The organism is Paraburkholderia bryophila, assembly GCF_003269035.1.
GTDB lineage: Bacteria > Pseudomonadota > Gammaproteobacteria > Burkholderiales > Burkholderiaceae > Paraburkholderia > Paraburkholderia bryophila.
Map to the genome: position 1 here is coordinate 157416 of NZ_QLTK01000012.1, position 24468 is coordinate 181883.

Annotated in this window: 19 protein-coding genes, 1 tRNA gene and 1 pseudogene; 11 read left to right on the forward strand and 10 right to left on the reverse strand. The window is 56.7% G+C overall.

Annotated elements, in window-relative coordinates; translation table 11 throughout:
• Nucleotides 1-15: 15 nt before the first annotated feature.
• Together BX591_RS19065 and BX591_RS19070 are read right to left on the reverse strand one after the other, a co-directional pair.
• The gene (locus BX591_RS19065; protein ID WP_111932907.1) at nucleotides 16-645 is read right to left on the reverse strand and encodes a 3'-5' exonuclease family protein; all 630 of its coding nucleotides are present in this window, start codon (nucleotides 643-645) and stop codon (nucleotides 16-18) included.
• Nucleotides 642-1286, reverse strand: a complete 645-nt coding sequence (locus BX591_RS19070; RefSeq protein WP_111932908.1) for an MBL fold metallo-hydrolase — start codon at nucleotides 1284-1286, stop codon at nucleotides 642-644. Before BX591_RS19070 ends, BX591_RS19065 begins: the two co-directional genes overlap by 4 nt.
• Nucleotides 1287-1922: 636 nt before the next feature.
• On the opposite strand from BX591_RS19070, the gene BX591_RS19080 reads away from it, so the two are divergent.
• Complete coding sequence (locus BX591_RS19080) at nucleotides 1923-2525, forward strand: septal ring lytic transglycosylase RlpA family protein (protein WP_420849395.1); 603 nt, start codon at nucleotides 1923-1925, stop codon at nucleotides 2523-2525.
• Nucleotides 2526-2656: 131 nt separating this feature from the next.
• Here the strand turns inward: BX591_RS19080 and rsmI are convergent, their stop codons facing one another.
• Nucleotides 2657-3562, reverse strand: coding sequence for a 16S rRNA (cytidine(1402)-2'-O)-methyltransferase (gene rsmI / locus BX591_RS19085; protein ID WP_111932910.1), 906 nt, complete (start codon nucleotides 3560-3562; stop codon nucleotides 2657-2659).
• Between rsmI and BX591_RS19090 the strand changes: the two genes are divergently transcribed.
• The 6 genes from BX591_RS19090 to BX591_RS19115 all read left to right on the forward strand — a co-directional run bounded on the left by BX591_RS19090 (nucleotide 3561) and on the right by BX591_RS19115 (nucleotide 11481).
• Entirely contained in the window at nucleotides 3561-4064 is a 504-nt protein-coding gene (locus BX591_RS19090; RefSeq protein ID WP_111932911.1) for a YraN family protein, read from the forward strand. The two genes, rsmI and BX591_RS19090, sit on opposite strands and share 2 nt — an antisense overlap.
• Before the next feature lie 216 nt (nucleotides 4065-4280).
• Nucleotides 4281-4868, forward strand: a complete 588-nt coding sequence (locus BX591_RS19095; RefSeq protein WP_111932912.1) for a phosphoheptose isomerase — start codon at nucleotides 4281-4283, stop codon at nucleotides 4866-4868.
• Between the two features lie 26 nt (nucleotides 4869-4894).
• Complete coding sequence (locus BX591_RS19100) at nucleotides 4895-5692, forward strand: BON domain-containing protein (protein ID WP_111932913.1); 798 nt, start codon at nucleotides 4895-4897, stop codon at nucleotides 5690-5692.
• The gene (locus tag BX591_RS19105; protein ID WP_035553943.1) at nucleotides 5689-6036 is read left to right on the forward strand and encodes a c-type cytochrome; all 348 of its coding nucleotides are present in this window, start codon (nucleotides 5689-5691) and stop codon (nucleotides 6034-6036) included. The genes BX591_RS19100 and BX591_RS19105 overlap by 4 nt, the downstream gene beginning before the upstream one ends.
• A 64-nt stretch (nucleotides 6037-6100) precedes the next feature.
• Nucleotides 6101-6176 (forward strand) — tRNA-Ala (locus BX591_RS19110).
• A 334-nt stretch (nucleotides 6177-6510) separates the two neighbouring features.
• Complete coding sequence (locus BX591_RS19115; protein ID WP_111932914.1) at nucleotides 6511-11481, forward strand: DEAD/DEAH box helicase; 4971 nt, start codon at nucleotides 6511-6513, stop codon at nucleotides 11479-11481.
• A 174-nt stretch (nucleotides 11482-11655) separates the two neighbouring features.
• Here BX591_RS19115 and BX591_RS19120 read toward each other — a convergent pair whose 3' ends face one another.
• Together BX591_RS19120 and BX591_RS19125 are read right to left on the reverse strand one after the other, a co-directional pair.
• A complete protein-coding gene (locus tag BX591_RS19120; protein ID WP_111932915.1) occupies nucleotides 11656-12369 on the reverse strand; it encodes a hypothetical protein in 714 nt (237 codons plus the stop codon).
• Nucleotides 12366-13295, reverse strand: coding sequence for a hypothetical protein (locus BX591_RS19125; RefSeq protein ID WP_111932916.1), 930 nt, complete (start codon nucleotides 13293-13295; stop codon nucleotides 12366-12368). Before BX591_RS19125 ends, BX591_RS19120 begins: the two co-directional genes overlap by 4 nt.
• Before the next feature lie 2533 nt (nucleotides 13296-15828).
• On the opposite strand from BX591_RS19125, the gene BX591_RS19130 reads away from it, so the two are divergent.
• Nucleotides 15829-18681: a hypothetical protein gene (locus BX591_RS19130; protein ID WP_146749787.1), complete on the forward strand. Its 2853-nt coding sequence runs from the start codon at nucleotides 15829-15831 to the stop codon at nucleotides 18679-18681.
• 259 nt (nucleotides 18682-18940) lie between these two features.
• On the forward strand, nucleotides 18941-19123 hold the full coding sequence (locus tag BX591_RS36155) for a hypothetical protein (protein WP_146749788.1): 183 nt from the start codon (nucleotides 18941-18943) through the stop codon (nucleotides 19121-19123).
• 93 nt (nucleotides 19124-19216) lie between these two features.
• On the opposite strand, the gene BX591_RS19135 is transcribed toward BX591_RS36155, so the two are convergent.
• From BX591_RS19135 to BX591_RS19145, 4 genes are all read right to left on the reverse strand, one after another.
• Complete coding sequence (locus BX591_RS19135) at nucleotides 19217-19549, reverse strand: hypothetical protein (protein ID WP_146749789.1); 333 nt, start codon at nucleotides 19547-19549, stop codon at nucleotides 19217-19219.
• Nucleotides 19550-19667: 118 nt separating this feature from the next.
• Nucleotides 19668-20264, reverse strand: a complete 597-nt coding sequence (locus tag BX591_RS19140; RefSeq protein WP_146749790.1) for a hypothetical protein — start codon at nucleotides 20262-20264, stop codon at nucleotides 19668-19670.
• A 224-nt stretch (nucleotides 20265-20488) separates the two neighbouring features.
• Complete coding sequence (locus BX591_RS36160) at nucleotides 20489-21280, reverse strand: hypothetical protein (RefSeq protein ID WP_146749791.1); 792 nt, start codon at nucleotides 21278-21280, stop codon at nucleotides 20489-20491.
• A complete protein-coding gene (locus tag BX591_RS19145; protein ID WP_146749792.1) occupies nucleotides 21277-21750 on the reverse strand; it encodes a hypothetical protein in 474 nt (157 codons plus the stop codon). The genes BX591_RS36160 and BX591_RS19145 overlap by 4 nt, the downstream gene beginning before the upstream one ends.
• A gap of 386 nt (nucleotides 21751-22136) precedes the next feature.
• Here BX591_RS19145 and BX591_RS19150 point away from each other — a divergent pair.
• Nucleotides 22137-22700 (forward strand): annotated as a pseudogene (locus tag BX591_RS19150) (recombinase family protein); the annotation flags it as partial.
• Between the two features lie 208 nt (nucleotides 22701-22908).
• On the opposite strand, the gene BX591_RS19155 reads toward BX591_RS19150, so the two are convergent.
• Nucleotides 22909-23211 (reverse strand): helix-turn-helix domain-containing protein, encoded by a 303-nt coding sequence (locus BX591_RS19155; RefSeq protein WP_111932922.1) that lies wholly within the window; start codon nucleotides 23209-23211, stop codon nucleotides 22909-22911.
• Nucleotides 23212-23383: 172 nt separating this feature from the next.
• On the opposite strand from BX591_RS19155, the gene BX591_RS36780 reads away from it, so the two are divergent.
• Nucleotides 23384-24397, forward strand: coding sequence for a lysozyme inhibitor LprI family protein (locus BX591_RS36780; RefSeq protein WP_111932923.1), 1014 nt, complete (start codon nucleotides 23384-23386; stop codon nucleotides 24395-24397).
• The last annotated feature ends 71 nt before the right edge of the window (nucleotides 24398-24468 follow it).

Consider the following 24468-nt stretch of genomic DNA (forward strand, 5'->3'; position numbering starts at 1 on the left):
GTCGAGGGAGATTACCTAATTTGCCGGTTCCTCAGCGGCATTTCGCCCTGAGCCGTCCCCATCTTTAGCAGCGGCGAGCAGGGCCGCCTGGCTCGCGCGCAGGTCCTTCAGCATGTTGCAGAAGAGCGCGCCCTGTTCGATCGCGTCGTCCAGCGCGACGTGCGTGTGCGGATGCTCGTCGAACCAGTGTTTCGGAAAGCGCGGCTTGATGTTCTTGCGATACGGCAGGCCGGTCATCGCAAACGCGAGCGTTTTGATGTCGAGCGCCGACCAGGAAAACGGGCAACGGCCGACAAATCGCATCATGTACCAGAACATATAGGTGAAGTCGAAGCCGGCCGGCATCGCGACGAACACCGGCTTGCCCGGCAGCGCTTCGACCCAATCCACGTAGGCGGTCAGCGCGGCGGCCGGATCTTGCAGGTCCTTACGACAGGCGGCCCATGCTTCGGGCTGGGTTTTCCACCAGGCTTCCTGCACAGGATGCGGTTTCGCGCCGTCGAGCACGTGGAGATTCGCCGAGAAGGTGGCGATCAGCTGCTTGTCTTCGGTATAGGCGGCCGAGGCGAAACTCAGCATCGAATGGGGACCGGGAATCGGACCGTCCGCTTCGACGTCGGTGCTGACATAAATTTCGCTGCTCATGCTTCGACTCCGTCGGCGACGTAGGGATTGCTGCGGCGCTCGGCGCCGAATGTCGACGTGGGTCCGTGGCCCGGCACGAAGGTGACGTCGTCGCCGAGCGGCCAGAGTTTTTCGCGGATCGAGCGCACCAGGTCCGCATGATTGCCGCGCGGAAAATCCGTGCGGCCGATCGAGCCGGCGAACAGCACGTCGCCGACCAGCGCAAGCCGGTGCGCGCGGCTGAAGAACACCACGTGACCGGGCGTGTGCCCTGGGCAGTGATAGACCTCGAGGGTTTCGTCGCCGAATTGCACGGTTTCGCCGTTCTGCAACCAACGGTCCGGTTCGAACGCCTCGGCCGCCGGAAAGCCAAAACGGGTGCTTTGGTCAGGCAGCTTGTCCAGCCAGAAACTTTCGTCGGGATGCGGACCTTCGATCGGTACGCCGTAATGCGTGGCCAGTGTCTTCGCACCCGCGCAGTGGTCGATGTGGCCGTGCGTCAGGAACACTTTTTCGACCGTTACGTTCTGGCGCGCGATTTCACCCTGGATGACGTCGAGATCACCCCCCGGATCGACGACGGCCGCGCGTCCGGTTGCCTCGCAAACGAGCAGCGAGCTGTTCTGCTGAAACGGCGTGACGGGGATCAAGGTGACTTTCATGGATGACGGCGCCGCTGGAAAAAAGTTGATTGTACCGGCCTGCGCGCCACGTCCGCCGAGGACCCGGAAGGCCCGCCCCAGCGGGCTTCGGCGCGCCTATTTTTGCAGCAAGCGTGAAAATTCATCAAGGTTTTCAAGCGCTTGTCATCTCGAAAATTTCTTTTGGGTATAATGCACCCCATGCCTAGGGAACTGGGCATGCCACAAGGCGATGCGTCCCCATCAAAAATGGGCACGTGGATCGCCACTCAAGTTTGGGCTGTCGCACTGCTGGACAGCCATCAAGTATCGAGCTTTCGATGCACACGTCTTGCCCAGCCAGGTGCCACGCGCCTGCTACGGACTTAACTGCCGTGACGCTGGGTGGGGCCTACGCCGCCGTTCCTGTGCGCTGAGTTCCGCGCGCAAGAACGTGTTTGCCACGTTCGATGGCGGCATGTGGGGTCTGGTCAGGCTGCCGGGGACAGGTTGCGCCAGACGTGAAAATTAACCGTGCGGTAGCGGCCGATTGGGCCGCATCCGGGCTTTGACGTTCTGCGCAGACTTGCGCGGCGCGTTGTCGTCCATTGCCGCCGGAGTCGCAGGCAACACGCTCAACTTCGCGTGATGCGGCTCGACATTGTGATTGCACGTCTTATGAAAACTCGGTTATCCCGTGGTCTGGGGACTCTTTTTGCCTTTTTTGTGCTGGCCGGTTGCGCCACGCCTCCGGGCACCGCGAACACGTCCGCCAACGACGCGCCGCTCAGCACCAAAGCGGCGCAGGCAGCGAGCTTCGGGCCGCAAGCCTTCGGTAGCGCGCCGGCCTCCGGCGCAAGCGCCGCGGGCTCGTCGCTGGCCGACGCCAAGCCTTTAACGGACGATGGTTCGGACATTTCGGACTTTCATCAAACCGGTCGTGCGTCGTGGTACGGCCGTGGCTTTCATGGCCGTCGCACGGCCAACGGCGAACGCTACGACATGCACGCGCTGACCGCCGCGCATCGCACGTTGCCGCTCGGCTCGTATGTGCGCGTGACCAACCCGGCCACGTCGCGCTCGGTCGTCGTGCGGATCAACGATCGTGGCCCGTATGCGCGCGGCCGTGTGATCGATCTGTCGATGGCCGCCGCGAGCGTCCTCGATATGCGTCATGCCGGCACGGCGCGCGTCAAGATCGAAGGTCTGACGCAGCAGGAAGCACGCGCCGAGATGAACGAAACGCTGGCGTCGAACTCGGGTTCGAGCAGCGATAAGTGATCGAAAATCGATTGTGAGGCTACGGGTGGGTGCGTGATGGGCGCGCGCGTAGCATGACGGCGGTGGCAGTCGATGCCATCTCCGTCAAAAAGGGAAAGGGCCGCGAGGCCCTTTTCTCTTTGTCCGACTGCTTATTCTTCTTCGGGGTCGTCTTCGGCTTCGTCGTCTTCTTTCTTCAATGCCAACGCGCGGGTGTACAGCGCGTTGCGCGACGCCCCGGTGATCGACGCCGCGACCTTCGCCGCGCTGCTTACCGTCAACTCTTCCAGCAGGAGGCCCAGCAACGCGTCGTGATCGTGTTCGCCGGTGGCTTCCGGCTGCGCGCCTTCCACCACCAGCACGAACTCGCCGCGCTGGCGGTTCGGATCGGCGGCGAGCCACGTTGGCCCTTCGGCCAGGGTGCCTTGGTGCAGCGCTTCGTGTAACTTTGTCAGCTCTCGCGCGATCAGCAACCTGCGTGCGCCGCCGAACGCGTCAGCCAGCGCCTGCACCGTTTCGACGATGCGGTGCGGGGCTTCGTAGAACACCATCGCGTGCGGATGGCGCGCGAGTTCCTGCAACGCGGCGGCGCGCGCTTTCGGCTTGGGCGGCAGAAAGCCGAGGAACGAAAACGTCGCGACCCAATCGCCGGCCGCGCTCAACGCCGTGGCGAGGGCGCTCGCGCCGGGCAGCGGAATCACCGGGTAGCCGGCTTCGCGCACGGCATCGACCAGTTTCGCACCGGGGTCCGAGATGCCGGGCGTGCCGGCGTCGGACACGTAGGCCACGCGCTCGCCCGCTTGCAGATGTTCGATCAGGCGCTGCGCCGCGGCCCGCTCGTTGTGCTGATGCACCGCGACGAGCGTCTTCGAGATGCCGTAGCGCGCGAGCAGTTGGCCGGTGTTGCGGGTGTCTTCGGCAGCGATGCGGTCCACGAGTCCGAGCACATGCAACGCGCGCAGCGTGACGTCGGCAATGTTGCCGATCGGCGTGGCCACCACATACAGCGCGGCGGCGGGGTACTGCTGCCCTTGCGCGAGTTCGGAGAGAGGAGTCATGAGGCAGAAGACACAAACAGACGGAAAGAGGCCGCCATTGTGCCACGCAGCGTCGGGGGTTCTGGACGCTGCGGACGGTGGGCGCGGGGCCGTGGCATCACCATCCTCCACCACTGCGCACAACTTTTCGAGACCGGTCGGGTCCAAATCCGTCGGCGCGGCTTTCGAGCTGCGTGCGCAGGAGTTCTTGCAGCGCCAGCGCTTGCGGTTCGTCGCGCGCAACGTGTCGTGCCGGGGCGGCGAGATCGATCTGGTGATGCGCGACCGTGACGGTGCGCTGGTGTTCGTCGAAGTCCGCGCGCGGGCGCATGGTCATCACGGCGGCGCGGCAGCGAGCATCGACTGGCGCAAGCGGCAGCGCATCGTGCGCGCGGCGCAGCATTATCTGGCCGCGCGCGAGCGCTATTCGAGCGATCAACCCGCGTGCCGTTTCGACGTGATCGCGTTCGAAGCCGGACGGCTCGTGTGGTTGCGTGACGCGTTTCGCGCCGACGAAGTCTGATGCCGCGCGCGGAGAACCCGCGTGAGTACGATAAACTTGCGCTCGCGTCCGGGCCACGGGGCGACGCGGATTACGCGAAACGCCTGGTACGTTGCGATGCATCGACACTGCCGCACCGCATTACCGGTCAGCTTCACCGGCGCAGCACAACTCGCAATACGACTTCACAACACGGCCGCGCAGTGCGGCTCATTCGCGGTAGAAGATAGAGACTCGATGTCAGTCGAACGCATTCAACAACACTTCCGCGACAGCGCGGCAGTCAAACTCGAAGCCCTCGAAACCCTGTCGATGCCGATTGCCGCGGCGATCGACACGCTGTTCGGCGCGCTCGCCAACGGCAACCGTATTCTGGCGTGCGGCAACGGCGGCTCGGCTGCCGACGCGCAGCACTTCGCCGCCGAGCTGATCGGCCGCTTCGAACGTGAACGGCCGGGTTTGCCGGCGATCGCGCTGAGCACGGATACGTCCGTGCTGACCGCCATCGCCAACGACTATTCGTTCGAGCAGATTTTTTCGAAGCAGGTATGGGCGCTCGGCCAGCCGGGCGACGTGCTGCTGGCCATCACCACGTCCGGTAATTCCGCCAACGTACTGGCCGCGATCGAAGCCGCGCACGAGCGCGAAATGATCGTGGTCGCGCTGACCGGCAAGGGCGGCGGCCGCATGCAGGACGTATTGAGCGACACCGACATCCACGTTTGCGTGCCGTCGGATCGCACCGCGCGTATTCAGGAAGTGCATCTGCTGACCATCCATTGTCTGTGCGACGGCATCGATGCCATGTTGCTGGGCGAAGACTGAGACTGATTCCGAAGGAGAGCTAGTTGATGAGCGTATTCCGCGTCAAGAAGACACTGGTGAGAACCGTGCTGGTGGTTGGGTTCGCGGCGGGGCTGTCCGCGACGTTGCAAGGTTGCTTTCTCGCCGTCGCCGGCGCGGCGAGCGGCGGCGCGCTGGTGGCGACCGACCGGCGCACGCTCGGCGCGCAGACCGAAGATCGCGAGTTGCAGGTGAAGGCGCTCTCGCAGATCAGCCAGAATCTGCCGGACAACGCGCACGTCAACGTCGCGGTATTCAATCGTCGCGTGCTGCTGACCGGCGAAGTCGCGGGTGACGTGTCGAAGCAGCGTGCCGAGACGATCGTGCGCGGTTTGAACAACGTCAACACGATCGTCAACGAACTGGCGATCATGCCGGCTAGCTCGTTCTCGTCGCGCACCAACGACACCTATCTGGAAACGCGCGTGAAGACCGCGCTGATCGCCGAGAAGAATATTTCGGCGAACAACTTCAAGGTGGTGGCCGAGCGTGGCTCGGTGTACCTGATGGGTCTCGTCACGATGGACGAAGGCAATCGCGGCGCCGACGTCGCGAGCCGGGTGCCGGGCGTGGTGCAGGTCGTGAAGCTGTTCCAGTACATTCAGCCGCAGGAAGCCGCGGCGGCGGCTGCTGCTGCAGCGACTGCACCGGCGCCGGCCGCGTCGCAGCCGGACGCGAATGCGCCGACGGTCGGCGCGATTCCGGATTCGTCGGTGAGCTCGCGGCCGCTCGATCAGCAGGCGCCGGCGCCGGTCACCAATTCGAACGCGGTGCATCCGGGTAATCCGAAGGCGACTGCGCCATGAAGCGCGGTGTGATCGTTGTCGGGTCGGTGCTGGTTGGGGCGGTAGTGGGACTGTTTGTATCCAGCGCGCATGCTGCCGATGCGCCGGGTGGGCAGAGCATCGCTAACTCGAATGCCTGCATGGGATGTCATGCGGTGGACCGTAAACTGGTCGGCCCGTCGTTCCAGCAGATCGCCGCGAAGTACAAGGGTGATGCGCAGGCGCCGGCTAAGCTGGCGAGTAAGGTGAAGAATGGCGGGTCCGGCGTGTGGGGCATGATTCCGATGCCCGCGCATCAGTCGATGAGCGATGCGGATATCCGGACGGTGGTGGATTGGGTGCTGAAAGGGGCGCCGTCGAAGTGATGGTTTGGTGGGATTCGGGGCTAGGCAAAAGGGAAAATGCCTGTGCTAGAATTGTTCGCACGTTGGGGGGGTAGCTCAGCTGGGAGAGCGTCGCGTTCGCAATGCGAAGGTCGGGAGTTCGATCCTCCTCTCCTCCACCAAGTTTTCCCTTTAAAACCGGCCACTTAGGCCGGTTTTTCATTTGCGCTCTATTCCCGTCGTCGTCTGGATTGACACCCCGCAGGGTGACATCAGGGTGACAAGACAGTTGTCTGTGTCGTAGGTGAGGATGACATACGCTCTAAGGCAGGGTCAACCCATCTTACGGACGCACAGTCGCCATTGCGGCACATCTCATCCCTCGGACCTCGGTCGTCGCCAGCAGAACAAAGGCGCATCGAGTCAATCCTTTGTATCGTTTTCGCCTGTGGTTAACGATGAGTTCGGCGGGCATAATACGCCAGTCCCACTCGCCAAACGCCGAAAACAAACGATATGACCGACCTCGAAAAGCTGCTAGATACCTTCCGCCACGCCGCCGTCACGGAACGGGAGAAGGGAACCTACTTCGAAGAGTTAATCGGTTGTTATTTGCGGAACGAAGCCACGTACCGTGATCTGTATAGCGATGTGTGGACCTATGCGGAATGGGCCAACTTGCAGGGGCTGGACAAACGGGACACCGGCATCGACCTTGTGGCGAAGACGCAGGGGACCGGCGAAATTCACGCGATCCAGTGCAAGATGTATTCGCCCGACTATGTTGTGAAAAAGGCTGACATCGACAGCTTTTTCACTGCGTCAGGCAAGAAACCTTTCGCACGCCGGGTCATAGTCGCAACGACGAACGTCCCTTGGAGCGAACACGCCGAAGCTGCCTTGTTCGATCAACAGACGCCGGTTAGCAAGATCGATATGTTCGATCTCGAAAACAGTCAGATCGATTGGAGCAAGTACCAGCCGAAGACTGCACCGGTCATCAAGGCGAAGAAGCAACTGCGCCCCCACCAGTCCAGTGCCCTGAACGCAGTCGTGCATGGTCTGGCTGATGCCGACCGTGGCAAGTTGATAATGGCGTGCGGGACCGGAAAGACGTTCACTAGCTTGAAAATCGCGGAGACGTTGGCCGGTGCGGGCAAGCGGGTGCTGTTCCTTGTTCCAAGCCTGTCGCTACTCTCTCAGACCTTGACGGAATGGACGCAAGAAAGCGAGACGCCGCTTCATAGCTTCGCTGTCTGCTCAGATAGTGACGTGGGTAAGAAGCGCAAGAAAGAGGACGACATGGTTCAGACCTTCGTCCACGAACTGCGCTATCCAGCAACGACGGATTCGGCCCGACTGGCGGCAGAGATGACGAAGCGGCACGACGCGTCGCACATGAGTGTCGTTTTCAGCACCTACCACTCCATCGACGTAATCAGCCGCGCCCAGAAGGAGTTCGGACTGCCCGAATTCGATCTTATCGTCTGCGACGAAGCCCACCGCACAACCGGTGCAACGTTTGAAGACGACGATAAAGAAAGCACGTTTGTCCGAGTTCACGACGCCGATTACATACTCGCTGCCAAGCGCATGTACATGACGGCGACGCCGCGTATCTATGGTGATTCCGCCAAGGCAACGGCTGAACGTGACAACGTGGCGCTTTGTTCGATGGACGACAAGGCGCTTTACGGCGATGAACTGTTCGTCATCACTTTCTCGGAAGCCGTCAAGCGTGGCTTGCTGGTCGATTACAAGGTGATAGTACTGGCAGTTGAGGAAACGCACGTCAATCGACGTCTGCAAGACCTGCTACGGGATGAAAATAACCAGTTGAAGGTGGACGACGCTGCGAAGATTGTTGGCTGCTGGAAGGCCCTTTCAAAGCAAGGGTTGACCGAAGACCTAGTTGGAGACAGCGACGCCATGAAGCGTGCAGTGGCCTTCTGTCAAGTAATCGAGGTTTCGAAAGGGGCCAAGACGCACAAGGTCAGTTCGGTGAAGATCGCAGATATGTTCCAGGCCGTCGTAGAGGCTTATCAGGAACATGAGGAATTTGAACAGGCGGTCCGACTCACTTGCAAAGCGAAGCACGTGGACGGCGGCATGAACGCCAGTCAGAAGGAAGAAAAACTCGCGTGGTTGAAGGCAGAACCACCCGTGAATACCTGCCACATCCTCAGCAACGTCCGATGTCTGTCCGAAGGCGTGGATGTTCCGGCGCTGGATGCGGTGTTGTTCCTCACGCCGCGCAACTCGCAGGTTGACGTGGTGCAGTCGGTCGGTCGTGTCATGCGCATTGCGCCGGGTAAGAAGCGTGGTTATGTGGTCTTGCCGGTGGTGATCCCGGCTGGCGTTGAACCGCATGAAGCCTTGAACGACAACAAGACCTATGCCGTCGTCTGGCAGGTCCTGCAAGCCCTGCGTTCGCACGATGACCGCTTTGATGCGATGGTGAACAAGCTGGACCTGATCGGCAACGACACCAGCAAGATGGAAGTCATCGCTATCACCGACAAAATCGAGAAAAAGCAGCAGAAGGCCAAAGGTTCGAAGAACAAGAATGCCGGTAAGGGCGGCTTCACCATCGGTGAAGCTGTCAGGAAGCGGACCACGCAGGAACAGCACGAAATGGAATTCGAGATCGGCGAGATCGAGAAGGCCATCTACGCCAAGCTGGTCAATAAGGTCGGCAATCGCCATCATTGGGAAGATTGGGCGAACGACATTGCCAAGATCGCCCGTACCCACATCGACCGCATAACCGGCATCATCGAGAACCAGGCCAGCGTGAAGGAGCGGGAAGCGTTCCACGCCTTCGCCGATGAATTGCGCGACGACTTGAACGGCAGCATCACGGACGGCGAAATCATTGAGATGCTGGCGCAGCATCTCATCACCAAGCCGGTCTTCGATGCCCTGTTCGCCGACTACAGCTTCGCGAAGCACAACCCGATGTCGCTGGCGATGCAGCACGTGTTGGACGTGCTGGACGAACATCGGCTGGACAAGGAAGCCGACACGCTTGAACGGTTTTACGAGAGCGTGAAACTGCGGGCTGAAGGCATCGACAATGCGGCGGGCAAGCAGAAGATCGTCGTCGATTTGTACGATAAATTCTTCCGCAATGCCTTCCCGAAGATGACCGAACGGTTGGGAATCGTTTACACACCTGTCGAAGTCGTGGACTTTATCATTCATAGCGTTGGGCACGTGTTGCAGACCGAATTCGGCCAGACGCTGGGTAGCAAGGGTGTTCACATCATCGACCCGTTCGTCGGCACTGGCACGTTTGTGACCCGTTTGCTGCAAAGCGGCCATATCAAGCCGGAAGAACTGCCGCACAAGTACAAGCACGAAATCCATGCGAACGAAATCGTGCTGCTGGCCTACTACATCGCTGCGATCAACATCGAAGCGGTCTACCACGGCATTGTCGGCGGCGCGTACCAGCCATTCGAAGGCATCTGTCTCGCAGATACCTTCCAGCTTTACGAAAAAGAAGATTTGGTTGATGCGGTTCAGGCAAGCAACAGTGCCCGCCGTAAGCGCCAGAAGAAGCTGGACATTCGGGTCATCATCGGGAACCCGCCGTATTCGACCGGGCAGGACAGCGCGAATGACAACAACCAGAATGTTGAATATCCGCATCTTGATGGCCGAATTCGGTCAACCTATGCGGCCAAGTCGCGCATCACGATGGTAAGGTCACTCTACGATAGTTACATTCGCGCCATTCGCTGGGCTTCCGATCGTATCGGCGACAGTGGGGTGATTGGCTTTGTGACTAACGCTGGCTTTCTGGACGCTAATTCTGCCGATGGAATGCGTCGGTGTCTGGTGGACGAGTTCAGCAGCATCTATGTGTTTCATCTGCGGGGAAATGCACGCACGTCTGGGGAACTTCGCCGCAGAGAGAAAGACAATGTGTTCGGTATCGGAAGTCGCGCCCCGGTTGCCATCTCGATTTTGGTGAAGAACCCGAATGCCGCGCAGCACGGTCAAATTTTCTTCCATGACATCGGCGACTACTTGGGCCGCGAAGATAAGTTGGAACGGATCAGCGCCTTTTCCAGTTTGGCAGGTATCGCGGATGCTGACGGTTGGCAGTCGATTATTCCTGATGCGCACGCGGACTGGCTAAAGCAGCGTGACAACAGCTTCGGGCAGTTCATCGTTCTGGGCGACAAAAAGGGCCAATCGCCGAAGGTTTTTGAAAGTTACTCGCAGGGTGTAAAAACAAACCGAGATGCTTGGACTTTCAACTTTTCGAACGAATCGTTGTTGAGCAACGTTAAGCGCATGGCTGAGTTCTATAACGACCACGTCAAGCGATTCGAATTAGCATCACCGGACGCAAAGATCGCGAATATTGACAAATTCATTACGGTGGATCGAACAAAGATTAGCTGGGCCGATGATCTGAAGAATTCTCTGCAACGGGGCCAGATTCTCAATGTCGATTCGAAGCTGATCGCCAGCAGTCTATACAGACCTTTCACGAAGAACTGGCTGTATAACGACAAGACCTTCCTTTGGAGCCGCTATCAAATGCCCAGCATCTTCCCAGATGCGAGGGCTGAGAACCGAGTTATCTGCGTTTCTGGTAGGGGTGACAAAGTTGCATTCAGTACGTTGATGGCGGACACGGTGCCAAGCCTGCACATGGTCGATATTGACGGTTCGCAATGCTTCCCGTTGTATCTCTACGAAGGCGTCGAAGAATCCGGCGATGCGAATGGATCGCAAGTCGGCTTGTTTGACGCGGCGGCATCGGCAAAGGGCGGTCATACTCGCCGCGACGCGATTACGGATGAAGGTTTAGCGCACTTTCAGTCCGCCTATCCCGGCGAACAGATCAGCAAGGAAGACGTGTTCTACTACGTCTATGGCTTGCTGCATTCGCCGGACTATCGCGAACGCTATGCGGACAATCTGTCCAAGGAGTTGCCGCGCATCCCATGCGTGAAGACTGTCGCTGACTTCTGGTCGTTCTCGAAAGCTGGTCGCGATCTGGCAGACCTTCACGTCAACTACGAGGCGGTCGAGATGTACCCGTTGCAGATCGAAGGTGGCGGACTGCTGCTGACCGATGCCGACTACCGCGTCGAGAAGATGAAGTATGGCAAGAACGGAAAGGACAAGGACCTGACCACGTTGATCTACAACGACAAGATCATGATGAAGGGCATCCCGTTGGAAGCCTATGAATATGTAGTCAACGGCAAACCAGCGTTGGATTGGGTGGTTGAACGGCAGTGCGTCAAGACAGACAAGGACAGCGGTATAGTGAACGACGCGAACGATTACGCCATCGAGACGATGAACAACTCCCGCTACCCGCTTGAATTGTTTCAGCGCGTGGTGACGGTCAGTCTGGAAACGATGAAGATTGTCAGGTCGCTGCCGCGTCTCGGCGTTCAGCAGCCGGTCGGGATGGCTGCGACTTCGCATCAATCGATAGGTGCGGCGCTGCCAGTTTAGATTTCAAAAAGAGAGGTCGCACCGCCAAAGAGCGATTCGGCCTTTAAAACTTTCAAATGCATGTGGGCAATATTCGCCGTACGTTGGCCGCTAGCGGCCCGACGTGTGAGGCCATCTAAAAAGCAAGAAAGCCCGCTTTTTGGCGGGCTTTCTTCAATGCACATCTTCTAACTACTAGGCCGTGACAGGATGTTCAGCATATTTGCCACGTCGCTCTTTGACGATTGCAGGCATATGCCGGTTCTTTTCTTGCTCCCCACCAAAGCCTAGGCGTTCGTAAACCGAACCGCCAATACCGGGCAGCACATTCTCGCCGTTCTTTTCATCGTCCGTCGCGAACCATACGTACTGGAATTGTTTAGCTACGTCAGACGGAAACTCAGCGGCAAGCCGTTTTTCTGCGTCTTTCAGCATGACCGGTGCGGCGACAAAAATTGCACTCGGATCGCCAGATGAAAGCGCACGCGTGAGATTCGTCTTGACCACGCAGGCACCAGAAATGATCGACTTTACGACGATGAATACAGTGCCGGACGGATTGAATTCCTCCTTGTACTGCCGGAGCACTGGGGAGATAGATATGCCATCTTCCCTGACTTTACCGTTCCACAGGCATATAAGTCGAGTGCGATCTCCCAAGCCATGCTGTTCAAGCGACTGAATTAGGCCTCTGGCAAGGAAATCGGCATCTTCGACAGTACAGACGACGCAAATATCGTGACGAGTGTCAGCAGGGAGTGCCTCTAGCACTCCTTCCCCCAGATGCAGTCCAAGCTGGCGCATCTGTTCTCGGTATTGACCAACGCTTACATCCGGCAAGGCAACCGAGTCCACCAGCGCCTTTGCCTCTGCGTCTCGATCCGCGAATTTTGTGTACGTTCTGCTCATGGCAACAGTTCCCAGAAGTCGTCAAGATTGCTTGGCTTCGCCCGAATCACTCGTTGCTGGAAACGCGCGAACTCTTCACTTCCGCATTCGCAAGTAAATGTCTCCGAAAACCCTTCAGCAGTCCAACTGAAGAATCCTCTCTTGACACTGTAACGGAGATCGGTTACCCCCGCAAGAGCGTCAATGAACTGAGGCAACAAGTGTTGTTCGCCATCCGTCAAAGGAAACGTCCTCAGCAATTGAGGCGATTGTTGTCGGGCCGCCTGCGCAATTGCTTCCACCGAAGACTCGCCGACTACTTTTATCCAAGCCAAGAGGAGCGCGCTAAACGCACCCTCTAGGTCGTCGAGGTCCGGTTTCTCCTTCCTCGTAAGCGCAAGCAGATGCTCGCGCAAGGGAGCATGCGTCAGGACCAAGCGGTTCAAACTCCCAAAATATGGGAAGTGGACCACGGACGCACACGCCACTATGTCAGGAGGAATCTTGTCAGCTAGATTCTCGGCAGTCTGGGCCTCGGCTACGACAAGTTCAACTAGCGGATTAGGCTTCTGAAGCGCCGTCGCCAAGTCGATCTGGCACTTAAAATCATCGCCGATAGGGTGATCGCCGCCCGACCAAGAAACGGACGCTGAATTTTTGCACTGAAAATATTTAGTCGCAGACGAATCCGCCACTACCAGATCATCCACAAAACCGAGGGCCTGTTCCTCGATGACCGGCAATTGCCTGCCGTGTCGAACGTGGTCTGCCAAGGCTTCTGCAATCTTGAACGCCGCAAACTGGTCCTCGTAGCGAGTGCCTTTTTTGCCGCTCGTCCCACCGGTATGCTTGTTCCGAAGATATTTGAGCCCGGATTGACCGAACATTCGCTCGATCAGAGCGTCGTCAAGCACCGGTAAGGTACTGCTAGTCGTTGGCGCGATCATGGTTTTGAGAGTCGGGACTTAACCTGAGAGTATCTGATTTTCCTAGGAATTATGCAACTGCAAAATGGTGGCGGCTGATGACTGGCAAACAGCAGGAGCGTTCTACTTGGACTGGTGAAGCAGATGGTCGCGTTGCTATTGCGAGGTCCGGTTCACCTGTTGTCGGCGGACCGAACGGTCCCGTTGACGAATAAACGCGCGCCTTCCGACCATACGTCACGCCGGTCCATTGTTTTCAATGGTGCTGGACGTTCGACCAATGGACTGTGGGCCAGCGTGCAAACCATACAAGCCGCGGCCTCACCGATTGATAATCGGCACGTCAACGGCAGTTACTGGTGCTGAATCTGGCGGCCAACAGTACCGCACCACCGTTGCAGTGGCAGACCGATTGTCGTTCGACCGGTCCGCAGTACTTTATACCGGTGAGGACTACCAGGTGGTGCGAGACTGTCATTAATCGGTGCGGCACTTCGGTTGTAGGGCCGATTGATACGCTGGCGATCAATGGTAGCGACGGAGTGCCCAATAGACCCTGGTCACGCCGTGCGGCACTGTACCAACGGTGCTGACACGGCAGGGTGTTCTGTTACATAGTGCCGTTTCACTGCTGGTGACTGTCAGTGTCCGTGGCGTATGTCAGTGATCGTCGCTGTTGGTACTGTAGCTGCCTGTTGCAAGCGGCAGCAACACACTATATCCATGGTACGCGTACTTGTGTCTCTCTGTTGCAGTGTCGCGCGGCACCACCAATAGCGGACTGACCGTCGGTACACGGTATGTCAATGGTAGGCATTGGTGCTGGTTCTGGCGGCCAACGGTGCCGCATCACTGTTGCAATGGTCAGCAGACCGCCTTTCGACCGGCCCGCAGCACATCACACTGGTGAGGATTGCCAGGTGATGGGAGGCTGTCACTGATTGGTTCGGTACTTGACTTTAAGAACCGTTGATACACTGGCGGTCAATGGCAGCGACTGTATGTCAACGGACTGCGGATCACTGTGTGGCACTGTAGCGATGGTACGGGCACTGCACGGCGATCTTTTGCACAGTCAGGTTTCACTGGTAGCAGGCTGACTGAATGGTGCGGCTGACCAGTGATTGCGGTGGTAGGGCGGAAGTAGCCGTTGGTACGCTACTGACAACCGGGTTCGGCGATGGCCTACCGGACTGTGTACCAGTATCAGCACAGTGTGCTGCATCCATCACACTGTGGTTCGATGGTAAAACCGACCCGGTCAGTGGAAAGCAATAGTGCAGACTGTTGCGCACCGCGACTGTTGGCAACGGTGCCTACTGGACCAACAGTCGCAACGGTCCGTCTATTGGTTCGGGGCAACAGTGAGCGGACCTGAACCACTGGTAGCAACAGTCGATCAACCGTTGTGTCACGGTGCGCTTGCAGACAGCGACCGTTGCAGTGGTTCGTGGCACTCGTGCTGTTGTCGCCGTCGCGACTGTTGCACTGTTGCTGCCACTGATGGCGGCGCTGCAATGGTGATGCGACTGTGTAGCGCACACTGGCTGGCGAAGGACCGGGGACTGGACCGATGGTCGCGACTGCAACACTGTAGTGTCAACATAGTTCACGCTGTCGCGATTGGTTGTGCGGGCAACGGTCGCGATGGTGATACTGTCGCAGTCGCCGACTTCGACGGTGCGCGCACCAGTGCCGCGTCGGCAGTCGTTCACGGCTACTGCGCGGACACTGTGGCGACCATCGCGATGGAAACACGACGGAGTAAGCGTTGTCATTGTCGAGTGACAACCATGTTGCCTACACTGTTACCACTGGCCGTGACGGTACTGCACATGCCGACACGGTGATATGCACGCTGTCGGCGACCACTGTTACCCGAAAGCTGGTAACCGCGCCATTGCGGCGATACTGTCCCGCCGCACCATTGACACTGGATCGGACCGTGCAACAGGTCGGAATGGTGTTGCACGATGGAATGGTGGTGTCAGACACTGTGCAGACAGTGTCCTCACAACGCACTACGCAGATATCGTCGCCCTTCACGGCTTCCAATGGTAGTTTCAGCGAGGGGGTGACAGCGGGTACAGTCAACAAGTGGTAGGTAGGGGCGTCGGATGCGATTTCTGCCAAAAGCAAGCTGATCCGCTGCCCCGTAACGAGACTGTTGGCGCGTACCCACAAAACTTGCGAAGCGTCAAGTTGTATTGACAACAGGGGTCGTTTACGGCATAATGGCGTTTCTAGTCGTGATGGCAGCAAACCGCTGACAACACCGTCGCAGCTAGTATCAATGAAGGGAATCCGGCGCTGTGCCAGTTACCCATTAAGCGGTGAAGTTTCTCTCTGCCGCGTCTATATGATTGTCTCCCTGTTTGTTTGATCGCACGCAGATGTCGTCTATCCAAGACTTCATCACGGTAGCAAGCAAACCTAATCCAAAGATCGTTTTACCAACTGCTGCGTTATCGGCACGAATCCATCTGCCGTGTCCGCTCGCCGTTGCACTACCGGTCGCATGGCCGCGCACAACTTGCGCGGGACAATTCATTTCATGTATCAACAACAATCTATTCATTCGGAACCGGCGTGCGTCGAGTTCCAACAAGGCAGCATCCTTTCAGCGTTTGCCGACGAAGCATCAGTCGCAAAGATGCCACAAGACTGCACCGATGGCGATTCGAATGCCGCAGTACAACAGCGGACCGATCTGTGGCCGCAAGCCAACCTGACAGTTCTGTTGTCGCCAGTACCTATTACCAAGTCGTTTTCGTTAACTCCTGAAGGCAAACTGGACAAGCAGACACAAGGCAACGTCTCGTCCGGCAAACTTCTTCGTCAGAACTTCGGGTCCATCGAGCAATTTGCCGAACTGCTTGGGCTTCTGACGCCAAAGCAGTGTTGCATTTATGGTGTCGCACCACATCCCGAGATGACGTTGATGACCCAATCAGCGTGGGAAACTGCCGGTCGTCCTGAAGACGCGATACCGCGCACCACATCGGCATTCGCGTGGCCCGCTGGTCCCGGTATTCTGATGCTGGACTACGACGCACCGAAGGACGGCGCGGACCCCCTACATCGTGACGAACTTTTCTCGCTGCTGCATGCAGCCTGCCCGGCACTCGCCGAGTGCGATTCTCTATGGATGTCCAGCACATCCTCGGAAATCTACAACCGTGAAATTGACGAATGCGTCGTAGGAACGAAGGGGCAGCGCATCTACTTCATCGTCGAAGACGCGGCTGACATTCCTCGTGCCGGTAAGGAATTGCTGATCCACCTCTGGGCTGCGGGTCACGGCCACTTCGAAGTCTCTTCGAGTGGTTCGCTGCTGGAACGTGGTCTTTTCGACGCGACTGTATGGCAAACGAACCGCATCGATTTCGCCGGTGGCGCCGATTGCAAACCCCCGCTGGAACAACGTCGCGTTCCCTTGGTTCAGAAGGCTACGAACCGCATGGTTGACAGCCATGCTGCAATTCCATCGGCGTCTGCTGAGGTCGTTGCTGCTGCTAACAAACACAAGACTGCTGCAAAGGAAGCGATGGCATCGGCAGTCGCTCAAAAGCGCCAAGAGTGGCGCGACGAGCGATTTGAGTACTACACCAAGACCAATCCCGCGATGTCCGCAGAAGCGGTCTCGCGCATGGTCGGCTTCGCGCTGGATTCGCAACGCAAACAGCTTCTGGCTGACTGGTCGATCACTGTTGTGCATGCCGACGGCACGCGTCACGCGGTGACCGTTGGTGAGGTCTTGACCGATCCACAGCGTTACGACGGAATGCTGACCCTTGATCCACTGGAACCTGAGTACGACGGCGGAAGGCCTGTCGGTAAACTGTTCCTGTCTGGCCGCCTGAATCTGTTTAGCTTCGCGCACGGCGGGGTCAACTTCGCGCTTTGCAACAAAGTCGTGAAGATCGAAAAGCGGAAGGGCTGCGAACGCGAGATGGCCGACGAAGTCATGGCGATCATGCGTGACCACCCGGAAATCTACGAATTCGGGACTGCGGTGGTACGTGTGATCGACGGCAAGCCTGTTGCACTCAACGAGAATTCCCTGCGATATTGGCTTGGTGGCTTGGTCCAGTTCTACAGATTAGTAGCGGCGAACGGACATCAGGTCGAGGTTCTGGAAGACCCGTCAGACAAGCTCTTCAAAATGATCCTGTCTTCCGGCATCCCGCGCAACTTCAAGCGTCTGAGCGCCGTGATTTCTGCGCCGACACTGCGCCCGGACGGAACTCCGCTGGATACGCCCGGCTACGATCAGAAAACCGGACTACTGCTTCATTTCGATCAGGAATTCGACATCACCGTCCCGCTGTATCCGACACAGGAACAAGCACGCAAGGCCCTGCAAAAGCTTTGGTACCCGTTTGAGCGCTTCCCATTCGTGGACGAAGACGCACGTGCGGCACATCTTTCGGCGCTGCTGACGGCAGCGATACGCCCGGCAGTTCCCACGTCACCGGCGTTCGGATATGACGCACCAACGCAGGGCAGCGGAAAAACTTTGCTGGCTGACTGCATTGCGTTTTTGACGACCGGCATCAAACCAGACGTGTTTCCGCCATTGAATGACGACACCGAGATGCGCAAGCGTCTGTTTTCTTCGCTGCTTGCTGGTGATGGTGCGATTGTGCTGGATAACCTTGTTGGGACGTTCGACAGTGCTTCGATGGCAGCTATGCTGACGGCACCACAGTTCAAGGATCGTGTCCTTGCCAAGTCCGAAGTTTCGAGCGTTCCCAACAATGCGGTCGTCTTGTTGACCGGGAACAACATGGTTTTAGCTGGCGATATGGCTCGACGCGTGGTCGTCTGCCGCATCGACGCGAACATGGAAACACCTTTTGGCCGATCATTCGACGTCGATCCACTCTCATATTGCCGGTCACACCGCCTCGAAATGATGGTCGCTGCCCTGACATTGATTCGCTTTTGCCTGTCATCTTCTGACTTCAAACCAGCGCCGGGACGCGTTGCTTCGTTCGAAGATTGGGACAAGTTCGTGCGCCAGACGGTCATCCATGTTGGACGGACGCTCGCACCTAATCAGTTCGGTGATGTGATGCGCCTGCTGGAGCACAACCAGTCTGAGGACCCCAATCGCGACGGACTACTCGATTTGTTGCTTGCATTGCAGGCATCCTTTGGGGCACGTGCGTTTACCGCCAGTGAGGTCTTTTCTGCATGCAACCGCGCATCGGCGTCGCTCGAATCAACGGACACGAAGCTGAACGAAGCAGTGCTTGCTGTATCGCCGAATCCAAAGCTATCGACTTCTGGTATCGGAAGGTTGCTGAGGTACCGGCGTGCCCGCATCTGCGATGGCTTGTCGTTGCAGATCGGTAGTGACAACAAGAACGGACGCACTTGGCGCGTGGCCGGTGCGTCGTAGAGGGCGATGTAGGAGATAAAGGAGATAAAGGAGATAAAGAAGATAAAAGTAGGTCCTTCAGGTAATTTATTCCGTGATCTTTGATAGCAGAACCAATTTAGTCAAATCTATCTCCTTTATCTCCTTATCGCCAACTTTGATGGCACCTGAAACAAGAAATCCGCCATCCCTATCGGTTGAGTGGCGGTCGTCATACTTGGTCCGACCGTCATCCTTATTAAATCGCAGATGCAAAGAAAAACATAATTGAAAACCAATCATGAAGAAAATATCTATCAAACAACAAATTTCGCAATATAAACAGTTTCTTGCTGCAACCACGCCGTTGTCCGAAGCCTTGTTCGGAGAAGTTGAAGACGACACAGTCCCGAGTAACGACGATCTTCAGACGCGCCGTATTTCTGTCGAAACAGATGCGTCAGTGTGTGAACGTTGCATCTGAATCGTGACGCCAGCGGGATGACATCGACCTATACATTTCTGCACACACGTATTTCTATCGCTCGACATTGTGGATAGCGGGACTGTCCAATCTTCACCTGAAAATGGGAACATAGGTCCCATAAGCCCATACCAACGTCCCGACTACAGTGAGCGCAATCCCGACTAGTTCGCTTTGTAATTCAGCATTGATTCGAATGCGGGCGCGTTCAATGTTCTCGCGTTGAATGCGTTCCGCTTCTTCCGGGCCAATAGGTTTTCCGGTGATGCCGGTACTGGATCGAACGATTTGATTTTGGTTCAGATATTTTTCAATTGTTGTGAATCGGATCAGGGAAAATAGCCCAAAGACTGTGGCGACTCCACCAGACGCGGCGAACAGATTCATATCACGCATATGTTGGCCGAACCAGAAACTCAAGGCCATGAAACAAATCAGTGTTGCGCCACTGTACTTCGAATTCAGTGTCCGTACTATCAGTGACAACATTGTTCTCATATGAATGGCTTCGCGATTGAAGTAGTAGTAGTAGGTGATTTTCCCGTCAACTGTCCCAGCCATCTCGTTCCAAACCATCCAATATCGACTTATAGAACGCCAACCCCAATTCGCCATAAGTCTGGATCGTCGCCAGTGAAATGTCTTGACCAGCATGTAAGCGCGGCACATCGTATGTTTGTTCCCGATTTTTCACTGCACTCAAGCGCAACTCTGCCCTGACTGTTCGTCTGTGATAACGGGGGGGCGGTGGAACATCAACGGTCACGCCGCCAATCGTGATTCTCGGATTTCGAACGCGAAAGCTACTATCTGTAGTGGACACGTTCTCGAAGCCGCCCGGCATCACGCCCGTGGTGTCATCGTGCCGGTGCTCGTCTGCATGGCGTGCCTGAGATAAGTAACGTATCAACTCGTCCGATTTCAACGCGGCTTTGACCCGTTTCACATGGGGTGAGTTATAGAACTTGGGATCGCCCTTGAGTGCGGACTCCGTCTTGTTCCAGAATCGGGTAAGCCTGCCGATGAACTCCTTCCAGTGAATGTCTTCGTCGTCTGGCCCGCTCGCGACTTTCAGGTTGTCAAGCGCCGTTTTGGCGAATGCAAGTTCTTTCCGTGCTGCTATCAGCTTCGTCCCCGCCACGCGAATCTCCCCCATCAATACGTAGAAGCTGAAGAATACAACGGTGCGCAGTTCCGGTTCGCAGCGTCAATAGGGTATGCCTCATGCGAACCGTTTCGAGACGGCCTCGAACCGGTTGCGCAGAGCCCATAAGAGACCGCTTCTGCGCGAACCATGCTAATAAGATTGCGAGAACGGACCAATGTTTGTTCATGCGCCCGCGTAGGCCGCTGGAAGGTGGCTGCCTATTCGATGCTGTTCTCCTGCTTTGTTCCGTCGATAGGCTGATTTACAGTGACTTTTCCAAAATAAAGATAAACGCCGGTTAGAAAGTTAACTTTTCCGCCGAATATCGTTTCATACAAAACCTGAACGCCGAGACTAGATGTGGTTGACTGGAATGAATAGTTATGAATTAAGCCGTGGCCTTGAATGTATTTTTGAATCAAATCATCCGGAGCTTCTGGAGTTGTACCCGCACCAATCAACTCGTAATCGGTTGGCACCGTATCTCTTGAGTATCGAATCAATTCTGAAATGGGGGCTACAGGAATTTTTGTTGTATCTTTACTTCCAATGCCAAGATTTTTTAGCATGGCCGCTGGAATGGCTCGGCTAGGGGTAAAATTTATTTGGCGTGATTGATTTTCGCCGGGCTTGACTGGCGCTAAAAATCGAATCTTCACCTTTTCTGCTGGCAAGCTGCTGATGTTGGACAAGCTGAGTGTTAAATAGCCCTCGTCATCCGATACCCATTTTTCAATTTGTGCGGAGACCACGTCCAGTTTGGTTGGATTCGACGCTTCGACGTATTTCTCTATCTTTACCAGCGCGTCTGCCGTGTCCTTCGTGGCAGAGAAATTGGCGCAATATTTCGTGGGAAATGGTTTTGGTGTCGCCGCATTAACTGCATTAATCACAATATTGCAGTCACCCTTGACGATTTGCGCATTGGCCACGCCTTCAGCGCCAGCGGAAAACGAGGGGCATGAATAAAGTACGGCGGCTAGGGCGGTAAGCGTAATTTGCATTTTCACTTCTGTTTTCCTGCTTGATTGATAACGTTATTATGCGATCCGTTCACTACTTGTACATTATTGGACAGCGGTGACGCGTACATTTGTACATTCCCTATGGATGACGAGGCGCCTTGCACGATACTGTTGCCATTGCCATTGCCATTGCCATTGCCATTGCCATTGCCATTGCCATTGCCATTGCCATTGCCATTGCCATTGCCATTGCCATTGCCATTGCCATTACCTGATTGTGCGGGCGGGCTCTCAACGGGACCTCGGTTCTGGCGTAAAACCGCACCGGCAGATACAAGGAGAACGCCAAGAGAGATGACGAAAAAGCAGACCACCGCCAGTTGGATGATTTTCTTATCCGACTTCTTGGCTTTCAGCACGGCGAAGACCACGCCAGACCCAATCGAAACCACGAAAGCGGCGCATACAATAGGGTTATTAAGATATGGAGCCCAAGCTCCGGATTCAACTGCCACTCAGCCACCCCCTAGTAATCCATTGATCACGAGCGCGTGTATCGCGCCCCACATGGATAACGGCATGAATTCTTCATACCTTTACACCAGAAAGTTGAGCGGTGTGACGGGACTTCAATGCAGGGTCGTGCGCGGGATGTTGCTGTCCCGTCTGCTTCAGACTCAGGTGACTACGTCAATCGACGCGCACGTTGTGGAATCCACGGATAAGGCGATCGCCAAATCACGAAGTCGCAGCTTAATCATGAGCAATGGACTACCGGTGAGCATGTCCGAAATCGACCGGTGGCGTACACCCCAAGTTCATCCTGTCCGAAATATAGGTTGTAAACCTATTGGACACCTGGTAGTATTCGTACTCCCTTTTCGGACATACACAGGTGCCAATGACCAGACTCTTCGCCTACCTTCGCGTATCCACTGCGGACCAGACGACTGAAAATCAAATCCAAGAGATCACGTCTGCCGGATTCACTGTCACGCCGCAACGCGTCGTAGCAGAAACGATTTCGGGATCAGTTCCCGCTTTCGAGCGAAAGGGATTTGCGAAGCTGGTAGATCGTCTGGAACATGCCGATGTCTTGGTTGTGACCCGACTCGATAGATTGGGCCGCAATGCGATGGATGTTCGCGCAACGGTCGAACGTCTCGATGCCATCGGCGTCCGTGTCCATTGTCTGGCACTCGGCGGGGTAGACCTGACTAGCGCAGCAGGGAAGATGACGATGGGCGTGATTAGCGCCGTCGCTGAATTCGAGCGCGACTTGCTGATTGAACGTACTCAGGCCGGTCTTCGACGTGCAAAGTCCGAAGGGAAGACATTCGGGCGTCCTTCCGCACTGACGGAAGCGCAGCGTGCGACCGTTATCGAACAACTGAATGCCGGTGTGTCCGTCGCGCAGATTGCGCGTGAGATGAGGACCAGTCGCCAAACCATCATGCGTGTTCGTGCAGGTCTATCAGTGGCAAGTGCCGATTTGAATGCGAGTGTTGGCACTGCGCGTCTGGCTGAAGAGAAAGAATCCGTCGAACAAGGCCGACTTGGACCAGATGGGGTGCCGTGCGCACTGATTGACTGGTCAGACCGTCGCAAGTCACGCGGCGCATGAACACCACACGTGCCAGATGGACCCGCTTCTGACGCCTGAGGTCACACAGCTAACCGGCTAACTCATCAATGAAAGCAATCACCTTCGTGCGTTGCCGTTTCGGCAGTCTGTGATACTTCAGCAGAAGTTCGGCTTCGTCGTCCTCGACGGCGTGGAAGTAAGCCACGGGCGTTTTAAGTACGGCAGCGATCCTCTCGACAAGCTGCGCATCCGGCACTCGCTTACCAAGTTCATATCGATTCATGCGTGCGCTGGCCGACATCGGGTCAAGTTCGGCTTCGATGCCCAACTTTTCTTGTGACAGCCCGGCACGCTGACGCGCCTGTTTCAGCCGTTTTGCAAATACGGACATATCCAGCCTTCAGTGGGGGCGAAGACAGGAATCGTCGGTTTTTGGCATTTGCCTGATGCTACCAATTTGGTAGTATTGCGCGTTTGTCAAGTGGTGCTGGAACGCCGTTGATCGCCGCAAGCGGGCTTGGCGGCCTTCCAGCAGGGAAATCGAGAATCAAAGGGGGACCTAAATGAAAAAATGTTTGTTCTGTGCCGAGGATATTCAGGACGCTGCGCTTCGATGCAAACACTGCGGTGCCGATCTGGCCGCCGCAGTTGCGAAGGAGCGTGCCGCCGTCAAGGAAGCGAAGAATGAGAAGAAAGATGCAAAGGGCTTTGCCATCTTGGGCGCATTGCCGTTCGTGGGCATAGCGTTCTGGGCGTTCAAGACGGTCGGGATCAAGTACGCCGCACTGGTCGCAGTGTTCGCCGTTGCGTACCTGATCCTCGGACCAAAGGTGTACAAGTTCGCGAATAGTATTCGGAAGAGTTCAAGGCCGAGTGTGATTGTTGCTACGAGTGCCAGTGACTACATCGATCAACAATTCTTCTGGAACTTCGTGCCGCAACTCGTTGGCATGGGTCTTTTGCTTGTCGTCCTGATGGTGCCGCTGGCAGTGCTACTGCCACTCAACGGCATGGTTACAGGCGTGCTGAGCCCACAGGCAACAACGGCAGAGTCTGCGTCTGCGGCTCCGTCCACGGTGCAGACCAGCGCTAACCCGGCGTCAGATGCACAGGTTGCCGAACAACAGCAACCTGCGGCGTCTGGTCCATCCGCAACCGAAGCTGTTACGTCCGCGTCCGATGCTATTCCTGCAACTGACAACGCCGTCCAGCAATCAGCGGCGTCTCAGCCCGTTGTCGCCGAAGCAGTGGCGTCGCAGGCTGAGGGCGCACAACCGCAACCGCAGGTGATGAATGTTGCCGAACACGCAGATGCGAAACCTGCCGCACAACCGGTGCCATCCGCCGCCATCGTCGCGTCCTTTGATTGTGCCAAGGCATCGTCGCAGATTGAGACGCTTATCTGTTCTTCGCCTGAGACTGCGCATGCGGACCGGCGTTTAGCAGCGGCGTACAGTGCCGCCCGCGCGAAATCGAGTGATCCGATTACCCTGAAGGTGGATCAACGTAACTGGCTGACGACCGAGCGCAACGCGTGCACTGATGCTGCCTGCTTGTTGATTTGCACGGAATCCTGACCCACCCTGCGTAGTAATTTGCATCGAATATTGACCCACGTAGAACACTGACCTGCTCGGCAACGGGCGGG